General features: G+C 70.9%; 14 protein-coding genes. 6 read left to right on the top strand and 8 right to left on the bottom strand.

Annotated features, from left to right (window positions below; translation table 11 throughout):
* Positions 1-8 precede the first annotated feature (8 nt).
* Positions 9-122: a response regulator transcription factor gene (locus VR44_RS18285; RefSeq protein WP_342669368.1), complete on the top strand. Its 114-nt coding sequence runs from the start codon at positions 9-11 to the stop codon at positions 120-122.
* 124 nt (positions 123-246) lie between these two features.
* On the opposite strand, the gene VR44_RS18290 is transcribed toward VR44_RS18285, so the two are convergent.
* Positions 247-696 (bottom strand): hypothetical protein, encoded by a 450-nt coding sequence (locus VR44_RS18290; RefSeq protein WP_157880347.1) that lies wholly within the window; start codon positions 694-696, stop codon positions 247-249.
* Complete coding sequence (locus tag VR44_RS18295; protein ID WP_045948600.1) at positions 693-1,076, bottom strand: ATP-binding protein; 384 nt, start codon at positions 1,074-1,076, stop codon at positions 693-695. The genes VR44_RS18290 and VR44_RS18295 overlap by 4 nt, the downstream gene beginning before the upstream one ends.
* Positions 1,077-1,216: 140 nt before the next feature.
* On the opposite strand from VR44_RS18295, the gene VR44_RS18300 reads away from it, so the two are divergent.
* Together VR44_RS18300 and VR44_RS18305 are read left to right on the top strand one after the other, a co-directional pair.
* Positions 1,217-2,041: a helix-turn-helix domain-containing protein gene (locus tag VR44_RS18300; RefSeq protein WP_045948601.1), complete on the top strand. Its 825-nt coding sequence runs from the start codon at positions 1,217-1,219 to the stop codon at positions 2,039-2,041.
* Positions 2,038-2,217, top strand: a complete 180-nt coding sequence (locus VR44_RS18305; RefSeq protein ID WP_045948602.1) for a DUF397 domain-containing protein — start codon at positions 2,038-2,040, stop codon at positions 2,215-2,217. Before VR44_RS18300 ends, VR44_RS18305 begins: the two co-directional genes overlap by 4 nt.
* Here the strand turns inward: VR44_RS18305 and VR44_RS18310 are convergent.
* Genes VR44_RS18310 through VR44_RS42695 form a run of 3 tightly spaced genes read right to left on the bottom strand, consistent with a single transcriptional unit; the run spans position 2,207 to position 3,426 of the window.
* A complete protein-coding gene (locus VR44_RS18310; protein ID WP_045948609.1) occupies positions 2,207-2,479 on the bottom strand; it encodes a DUF1876 domain-containing protein in 273 nt (90 codons plus the stop codon). The genes VR44_RS18305 and VR44_RS18310 overlap by 11 nt on opposite strands.
* 57 nt (positions 2,480-2,536) lie before the next feature.
* Positions 2,537-3,022, bottom strand: a complete 486-nt coding sequence (locus VR44_RS18315; RefSeq protein WP_045948603.1) for a carboxymuconolactone decarboxylase family protein — start codon at positions 3,020-3,022, stop codon at positions 2,537-2,539.
* The gene (locus VR44_RS42695; RefSeq protein ID WP_245691938.1) at positions 2,956-3,426 is read right to left on the bottom strand and encodes an anthrone oxygenase family protein; all 471 of its coding nucleotides are present in this window, start codon (positions 3,424-3,426) and stop codon (positions 2,956-2,958) included. The genes VR44_RS18315 and VR44_RS42695 overlap by 67 nt, the downstream gene beginning before the upstream one ends.
* Positions 3,427-3,743: 317 nt before the next feature.
* On the opposite strand from VR44_RS42695, the gene VR44_RS18320 reads away from it, so the two are divergent.
* The 3 genes from VR44_RS18320 to VR44_RS18330 are packed head-to-tail and all read left to right on the top strand — an operon-like array spanning position 3,744 to position 4,650.
* A complete protein-coding gene (locus VR44_RS18320; RefSeq protein WP_045948604.1) occupies positions 3,744-4,010 on the top strand; it encodes a hypothetical protein in 267 nt (88 codons plus the stop codon).
* On the top strand, positions 4,007-4,375 hold the full coding sequence (locus VR44_RS18325) for a hypothetical protein (RefSeq protein WP_045948605.1): 369 nt from the start codon (positions 4,007-4,009) through the stop codon (positions 4,373-4,375). Before VR44_RS18320 ends, VR44_RS18325 begins: the two co-directional genes overlap by 4 nt.
* On the top strand, positions 4,372-4,650 hold the full coding sequence (locus VR44_RS18330; protein WP_063778939.1) for a hypothetical protein: 279 nt from the start codon (positions 4,372-4,374) through the stop codon (positions 4,648-4,650). The genes VR44_RS18325 and VR44_RS18330 overlap by 4 nt, the downstream gene beginning before the upstream one ends.
* A 116-nt stretch (positions 4,651-4,766) precedes the next feature.
* Here the strand turns inward: VR44_RS18330 and hemB are convergent, their stop codons facing one another.
* From hemB to VR44_RS18345, 3 genes are all read right to left on the bottom strand, one after another.
* Positions 4,767-5,768 (bottom strand): porphobilinogen synthase, encoded by a 1,002-nt coding sequence (hemB, locus tag VR44_RS18335; RefSeq protein WP_045948607.1) that lies wholly within the window; start codon positions 5,766-5,768, stop codon positions 4,767-4,769.
* 57 nt (positions 5,769-5,825) lie between these two features.
* Positions 5,826-6,182: a hypothetical protein gene (locus VR44_RS18340; protein ID WP_045948608.1), complete on the bottom strand. Its 357-nt coding sequence runs from the start codon at positions 6,180-6,182 to the stop codon at positions 5,826-5,828.
* A gap of 145 nt (positions 6,183-6,327) precedes the next feature.
* A partial coding sequence (locus tag VR44_RS18345; RefSeq protein WP_045948610.1) for a bifunctional uroporphyrinogen-III C-methyltransferase/uroporphyrinogen-III synthase occupies positions 6,328-7,758 on the bottom strand: 1,431 nt, incomplete at its 5' end.

Genomic DNA, 7,758 nt, shown 5'->3' on the forward strand with positions numbered 1-7,758 from the left:
CATCCCGCCTGTACCTCAGCGAGGGCACCGTCAAGAACCACATCTCCCGCGTCCTGAGTCGGCTGGGTCTGCGCGACCGCACTCAGGCCGCCCTCTACGCCCGGGACAACGGCCTCATCTGAGCCGGCCGCCCGGGATGCGGAGGTCCGCACACGGAATCCCGCCTCCCGGGAAGAGGTCAGCACTCTGGGGCTGGGTACCGGTTGCTCCCGTTACGGTGCAGGCCCGACCGGCCCCCGACCGGCCTCAGAACGGCGGCCAGGAGGAGCCCGGGGGAGGCGTCGGGTTCTCCCGCAGTCTGTCGCGCATCTCGGGCGGCCAGCGCCGGTCGATGACGGCCGCGGCCTCCGTGCAGGCGCCGCAGGCACTGTCCCATTCCGGCGACCACGGGTACGGGGAGGTCGAAAGCCCTTCGTGGCCGATCCCGCACAGGGTCGCCCCGGAACCGGTGAAGGCGTAGGCCGTGTCGTAGGCGTGGAGGACTTCCTCGGACAGCCGCGGTGACTCCGCCCGCTCCCACCGCAGCTCCATGGGCAGGTACGACGGCCGACAGGCCTCGAGGGGATGGTGGCCCAGCTCGGTCCACGCGTAGCACCAGGCACAGAACCACCGCTCCTTGACCGGCAGCTCCCACGCCTCGACCGCTTCCCTGACCGGCCGCGGCTGCATCTCGCACCCACACACATCACACGTCACGGCCCGATCGTGTCACGGCCGTCGCAGCGGAACTCGGCCCAGACGACCTTCCCCGGCGACCGGGGCAGCACCCCCCACAGGTCGGAGACGGCCTCCACGATCTGCAGCCCGTTCCCCGGGGCCCGCCCCAGCATCCGCGACCGCCCGGGCCCGCTGTCGTGCACCTCGACGCGCACGCAGCACCCGAAGCCCAGCAGCCGCACCCGGTACGACCGCCCGCGCGGCACCCCGTACCGCAGGGCGTTGGTCGCCAGCTCACTGACACAGAGCACGACATCGTCCCGCCGCTCCGGCAGGCCCCACGCGTCGAGCGTCTCGCGGGCGAAGTCCCGTGCGGCGGAAACGGTTTGGTAGGCCCGGGGAAACAACCGCTCGCGCATGAGCCCGGGTTGAGTATTTAGGTTCACGGGACGATGGTGGCGCCGAGTGACTACCTTGTAACCCTGCGCCAACCCGTACTCCGCTCTGAGTACGGGTCGGTCGGGGGTAATCCACGCGCCCAGGTGGGGAGTCCAACGCCATGCCACCCAAGAAGCGCCCACGCGCGAACGCGACGACGATGAAGATGATCGGCAGGCAGGTAGCCGCCGCCAGGGTCGCCAAGGGCTACACCCAGAAACAGCTCGCCGAACTGGTCAAGGTGGACGAGGAGACCGTCGCCTCCATCGAACAGGGCCGACGTCGGTTGATGCCGAACGTCGCCGAGCTGCTGGACTTCCACCTGGGCCTGCCGGGCCTGCTGACGGTGGCAGCACTCCAGATGCCCGCAACGGACGTGATCCCGCCGTGGGCCGAGGAGTTCCTGGACCGTGAGCGCGAGGCCATCGCCATCTCCTCGTACGAGAACCAAGTCATGCCCGGGCTGCTCCAGACGGACGCCTATGCCGACGCCGTTTTCCGCAGTTGTGTACCCGTGCTGGGTGAGGAGGAGGTCGCCGGCCGCACCACGGTGCGGGTCCGGCGACGGGAGATCCTCCGGCGCAAGGAACCCGTCATGCTCAGCTTCGTGATCTGGGAGCCCGTGCTCCTGCTGCAGCTGGGCGGCCGGGAGGTCTACCGGGAGCAGCTCACCCACCTACGCGCCTGCTCGGAACTTCCGGGCGTCTCCCTCCAGATCTATCCCCTCGCGCACTCTCAACACCCGTCACTCGACGGGCCGTTCGTCCTCCTGGAAACCCGGGACCACCAGCGCCTCGCCTACATGGAATCCCAGCATGGCAGCCACCTCACCTCCGAGCCGAATGAGGTGAGCATCGTGGAACGCAGGTATGCGATGCTGCGGACACAGGCCCTCAACCCCGCAGAGACGAGAGCCGAGTTTGACCGCCTGCTAGGAGAGTCATGAGCACCACCCTGAAGTGGTTCAAGTCCAGCTACAGCGGCAGCAACGGTGGCAACTGCGTCGAGGTCGCCACCACGCCCACCACCATCCACGTCCGGGACTCCAAGGTCGAGGACGGTCCCGTCCTCGACCTCGGGCCCGCCAGCTGGGCGGCGCTCACCGGGTGGGTCAGCGAGTGATCGGGTACGACGTGCGTCCCGACGCGTCGTCGATCTCGTCGTGCGCCTTGCTGAGCAGCTGCTCCTTTATGTCGTTCAGCGCGCGGGCCGCCGCGATCTCCTCGCCCACGCGGGGCTGATTACCGTCACTGGGGTGACGGCTGGCGTACCCGTGCCCGCGGACCTCGTTCCCGTCCGGTAGCCGGACCATGGCCGCCGCCCGCGTGCGCTTGTTGTCCTCCTGGAACTCCATTTCCACATGCCATCCGACGGCATCCTTCATGGCGATCACCTCCGTGGCCGCTGAATTCCAGGGTGCACCCGGCGGCGCGTCCCCGCATCAGGTCCACTGCTTGGAGGGGGCCTGCCCGGGAAGCGGCTTGCCGATCAGGGCGAGCGGGATGAAGAAGTTGACCTGGCTGATCGCGAGGATCAGGGTCGTCAGGGCCTTCTCGTCGTAGTGCTCCGCGGCCTCCGCGAAGACTTCGTCCGACACCCGCTCGCGGCCCGCCGGCGGAGCCGTCAGCACGGCCTCCACCAGCGCCAGCGCCGCCCGCTCGGCCGGGGTGAAGCAGAGGGCGTCCGCCCACGACGAGACGGCGGTGATCCGGTCCTCGGCCTCCCCCGCCCCGCGCAGGGCGTCGGTGTGCATCTTCGTCAGGTAGCTGTTCGCGACGATCTGGCCGGCCCGCAGGTGCATCAGGGAGATCGTGGACTGCGGGACCGTGCCGTTGCCGATCAGCTTGTACATCGCCCCCGTCACGGCGCCGAGGTCCGGCAGGGTCTTGACGGGGTTGGACAGGCGGGAGCGGTGGGTCTCGGACATGATCGGCCTCTTCCTCGGTCAGCGTCAGCGCGTGTTCTCACTGCACTGACCCCTCCCGCGAGGCGAATGTGACAGCCCGGGGAGAAAACTTTCTGCTGCCCCAGGGAGAGGGCGATCAGCAGGACGAAAGCGGCCACGGCTGTGAGGGTGCGCAGGTCGTTGAAGAGTTCCCAGCGCCGCAGGACCTCCGCGTGGTCGGCCGACGCCGAGGTGCGGGCCCATTCCTTGATCCGGCCGTTGATCGGCACATTGCCGAACCGGGTCGTCAGGAAGGACGCGAGGGCCAGCATGCCTGCCGAACCCGCGACCAGACGGGCGCGTCCGCGGGTGAAGGCCGCGAGGGCGAGGGAGCTGAGGATCGACACGGCCATCGCCGCCTGCATGGTGATGCCGTTCATCTTCATCAGCTCGGCGATGGAAGGACAGCCGCATGTCGAGCGGTACCGCGTTGAAGGTGGGGACGAGGTTGGCCGCGCTGTAGCCGAACGCGCCGGCGAGGAGGCCGGTGGCCAGCAGGGCGAGTCCCTGGAGAAGTCGGATGCGCGTGTTTGTTGCCACGGCTCCAAGGCTCTCGGCAGGCCCGCAGCAAGTCCAAGAGTTTGCACGTCTCGCAGGCAGAACGATCAGTTATGGGGAGATCGCAGAGCCACGCCCGCGGCGCCACGTCCGGCCGACGCGCACCCCATAGCGTCAAGCCAGACTTACGGTTTATGCTCGGGCCGTGCGAGCCACGAGCGATCCCCTGACGAACGACGAGAAGACTGAGCTGGACGAGGCCCTCAAGGCCGTCCGGCGGGCCGAGCAGGCCCTCGCGCGGGCGCAGGCTCACCTCAACCGCATGGCGGGTCGCATCGGCTCCGCCGACCGCTACGGGCAGAAGGCGGCGGTAGGTCGCCGTGTCGGATGGTCCCGCCAGCACGTCACCGCTCTCGCCAATGCCTACCGGGCGGGCGAACTGGATCAGGAGGAGAGGACCGAAGCCGCATGAGCACCGCGCCCCAGCCGTCCGCCGTTCCGCAGCCGCCCACCCAGCCCGAGGCCATCCGCGCCGCCCTCGCCCAGGTTGCCCCGCACCTGCTCGCCGACTTCGACCGTGATCGCGCGTCCAGCACCGCCCGGGCGCGAGCTGAGGTGTCCGCAGTTCCCCTCCGCGCCTTCACCGAGGCATGGGCCGTCGAGGTGGCCATCGCCCGACACCCGGAGACCGCTGCCCGGCTCCGGGCCCTTGAGGCCCGAGCCGGAGAAGTCACCGACCTCGGCGAGGCGCGCAACATCACCGCCGAGATCAGCCGCATTCGCAACGCAGCCGCCGCGGAGGCGGGCATCCGTACCGCCGGCGAGGCCTCCAAGTGACCGATGACCATTGGGTGTGGGAGTACGCCTTCCACTCTGAGGACGAGGTCGGCTACCCGAAGGTTGTACGCGACGAGGTGAAGGCCGTCGCCGACCAGATCGTCGAACTTGCCAACCTCGGCATCGACCCGGCCGAACTCGGCGATCCCACCCCCGGTACGGCTCGCCGTCACATGCTTCCCTCCGGCGGATGGTTCGAGACACAGGCACTCCCCAGGACGAGACCACGCCTCCTCGCCGTGGTCCTGGTCGTACCGCCGCTGCACCTGCTCTGAGGTAGCCGCAGCAGGCGCAGGCGTGGAGGAAGAGGACGGCGTCCTGCTGCTCCACCATGCGCCCGGCTCCGGGCGGGCCCGGGAGCAGCCGCAGGGACCGCCCCCACCCCCGGAGGTCACCGCTCGCGGCGCAGCCAGCCCGCGACCTCGGTCGCCCAGTACGTCAGGATCGTGTCCGCGCCCGCCCGCTTGATGCCGAGCAGGGTCTCCATGATCGCCCGGTCGCGCTCGATCCAGCCCTTCTCGGCGGCGGCCTCGATCATCGCGTACTCGCCGCTGATCTGGTACGCCGCCACCGGCACGTCCACGGCCTCCGCGACCCGGTGCAGGATGTCCAGGTACGGGCCGGCCGGCTTGACCATGACCATGTCGGCGCCCTCCTCCAGGTCCAGCGCCAGCTCGCGCAGGGACTCGCGGGCGTTCGCCGGGTCCTGCTGGTAGGTCTTGCGGTCGCCCTGGAGGGAGGAGGCGACGGCCTCGCGGAAGGGGCCGTAGAAGGCGGAGGAGTACTTGGCGGTGTAGGCGAGGATCGACACGTCCTCGTGGCCCGTCTCGTCCAGCGCGTCGCGGATCACGCCGACCTGGCCGTCCATCATGCCGCTCGGGCCCACGACGTGGACGCCCGCGTCGGCCTGGACCTGGGCCATCTCCGCGTACCGCTCCAGCGTCGCGTCGTTGTCCACCCGGCCGTCGGCGTCCAGGACCCCGCAGTGGCCGTGGTCGGTGTACTCGTCCAGGCACAGGTCCGACATGATCACCAGGTCGTCGCCGACCTCGGACTTCACGTCGCGGATCGCCAGCTGCAGGATGCCGTCCGGCTCGGTGCCCGCCGTGCCCAGCGCGTCCTTGTTCTCGTCCGCCGGGACGCCGAAGAGCATGATCCCCGCCACGCCCGCCTCGACGGCCTCCACGGCGGCCTTCCTCAGCGTGTCGCGGGTGTGCTGCACGACGCCCGGCATCGCCGAGATCGGCAGGGGCTCGCTGATGCCCTCCCGGACGAACGCCGGCAGGATCAGGTCCGAGGGGTGCAGCCGGTACTCGGCGACCATCCGCCGCATCGCCGGGGTGGTGCGCAGCCGGCGGGGCCGCGAACCGGGGAAGGATCCGTACGCGCTCATCTTCTAGTCGCCTCTTCGAGCATCGACAGCAGTCGCCCCAAGCCTAGGCCCCCGCCTCTACGGCCAGTCGACCAGCGCCGTGAAGACGAGCGTGGCGAGCACGACCAGACCCGGCGCGGCGAAGGCCAGCCCCACCCGCCGGGCCGTGTTGCGCACCCGCCACGGCAGCGCCCAGCAGCACACCAGCAGCACCAAGGCACCCAGCAGCCCCGCCAGGAACACCGGCCAGGCGATCCGGAAGCTGGCGTCGAAGGCGTGCGCGGCCGCGGTGTCGCAGGAGTCGCAGGCCATCGGCGAGATCCCGGTGTAGAACAGCGCCACCAGTGCCATCGGCAGCGTCAGCAGCGTGGAGACCAGCGGCGCCACGAAGGCCCGCCGGGCCGGGGCGTCACCGGCACGCAGGTTCTCGGTCATGCCCCCATCCCACCGCGCCCCGCTCCTCGCCGGAATCCGCACGCCTACTCAAACCCGCCTGGGTACCCGGCACGCCGAAGGGGCCCGGGCGCTCTGCGCACCCGGGCCCCTCCCGTCCCCGAAGCGGCCGGCGCCGCTAAGGCACTCACGTCGTACGGCGGCGCCGCGCGCCCGGACGGCGCTCGCTCGGCCGGGCCACGGCCTCGCCGGCTTCCTTGGCCGCCTCGCGCCGGGCCTCCCCGTACGCGGCCAGCGCCTCCGCCAGCTTGCCGACGCTCGGCTCCGGCGACAGCACGTCCACGCGCAGGCCGTGCTCCTCCGCCGTCTTGGCCGTCGCCGGCCCGATACAGGCGATCACGGTCACGTTGTGCGGCTTGCCCGCGATGCCGACCAGGTTCCGCACGGTGCTCGACGAGGTGAAGAGAACGGCGTCGAAGCCGCCGCCCTTGATCGCCTCACGGGTGTCCGCCGGCGGCGGCGAGGCGCGCACGGTCCGGTAGGCCGTGACGTCGTCCACCTCCCAGCCCAGCTCGATCAGCCCGGCCACCAGCGTCTCGGTGGCGATGTCGGCGCGCGGCAGGAAGACGCGGTCGATCGGGTCGAAGACCGGGTCGTACGGCGGCCAGTCCTCCAGCAGACCGGCGGCCGACTGCTCACCGCTGGGCACCAGGTCCGGCTTCACACCGAACTCGACCAGCGCGGCCGCGGTCTGCTCGCCGACCGCGGCGACCTTGATGCCCGCGAAGGCACGCGCGTCGAGCCCGTACTCCTCGAACTTCTCCCGCACCGCCTTGACGGCGTTCACCGAGGTGAAGGCGATCCACTCGTAGCGGCCCGTCACCAGGCCCTTGACCGCCCGCTCCATCTGCTGCGGGGTGCGAGGCGGCTCCACGGCGATGGTCGGCACCTCGTGCGGCACCGCGCCGTACGAACGCAGCTGGTCGGAGAGCGAAGCGGCCTGCTCCTTGGTGCGCGGCACGAGCACCCGCCAGCCGAACAGCGGCTTCGACTCGAACCAGGCCAGCTCCTCACGGCGCGTGGCCGCGCCCTGCTCGCCGACCACGGCTATGACCGGCCGGGAGCCCTCGGGGGACGGGAGCACCTTGCCCTGCTTGAACACCTGGGCGATGGTGCCCAGGGTCGCGGTCCAGGTCCGCTGCCGGGTCGTCGTACCGCCGACGGTCACCGTCAGCGGGGTCTCCGGCTTGCGGCCGGCCGACACCAGCTCGGCGGCGGCCGCGGCGACCGTCTCCAGCGTGGCGGAGACGACCACGACGCTGCCCTCGCCGGCACCCACCTCGGCCCAGCAGCGCGCCGAGGCGTGCTTGGCGTCCACGAAGCGCACGTCCGCGCCCTTGTCGCCGCGCAGCGGCACACCCGCGTACGCGGGCACGCCGACGGCGGTCGCGACACCGGGCACGACCTCGAAGGGGATGCCCTCGTTCGCGCAGGCCAGCATCTCGGCGGCCGCGTTCCCGTCGAGCCCCGGGTCGCCGGTGACGGCACGGACGACCCGCCTGCCGGAGCGCGCGGCCTCCATGACAAGATTGGCGGCGTCGCGGATCACCGGGACCCC

Source organism: Streptomyces katrae, from assembly GCF_000966975.1.
GTDB classification, from domain to species: domain Bacteria; phylum Actinomycetota; class Actinomycetes; order Streptomycetales; family Streptomycetaceae; genus Streptomyces; species Streptomyces katrae.

What these genes read in the sequence shown, in the direction of transcription:
- VR44_RS18310 (WP_045948609.1), bottom strand. Translation starts at nt 2,479, where the DNA reads ATGAAGGATGCCGTCGGATGGCATGTGGAAATGGAGTTCCAGGAGGAC.
- VR44_RS18300 (WP_045948601.1), top strand. Translation starts at nt 1,217, where the DNA reads ATGCCACCCAAGAAGCGCCCACGCGCGAACGCGACGACGATGAAGATG.
- VR44_RS42695 (WP_245691938.1), bottom strand. Translation starts at nt 3,426, where the DNA reads ATGAAGATGAACGGCATCACCATGCAGGCGGCGATGGCCGTGTCGATC.
- VR44_RS18305 (WP_045948602.1), top strand. Translation starts at nt 2,038, where the DNA reads ATGAGCACCACCCTGAAGTGGTTCAAGTCCAGCTACAGCGGCAGCAAC.
- hemB (WP_045948607.1), bottom strand. Translation starts at nt 5,768, where the DNA reads ATGAGCGCGTACGGATCCTTCCCCGGTTCGCGGCCCCGCCGGCTGCGC.
- VR44_RS18325 (WP_045948605.1), top strand. Translation starts at nt 4,007, where the DNA reads ATGAGCACCGCGCCCCAGCCGTCCGCCGTTCCGCAGCCGCCCACCCAG.
- VR44_RS18295 (WP_045948600.1), bottom strand. Translation starts at nt 1,076, where the DNA reads ATGCGCGAGCGGTTGTTTCCCCGGGCCTACCAAACCGTTTCCGCCGCA.
- VR44_RS18315 (WP_045948603.1), bottom strand. Translation starts at nt 3,022, where the DNA reads ATGTCCGAGACCCACCGCTCCCGCCTGTCCAACCCCGTCAAGACCCTG.
- VR44_RS18340 (WP_045948608.1), bottom strand. Translation starts at nt 6,182, where the DNA reads ATGACCGAGAACCTGCGTGCCGGTGACGCCCCGGCCCGGCGGGCCTTC.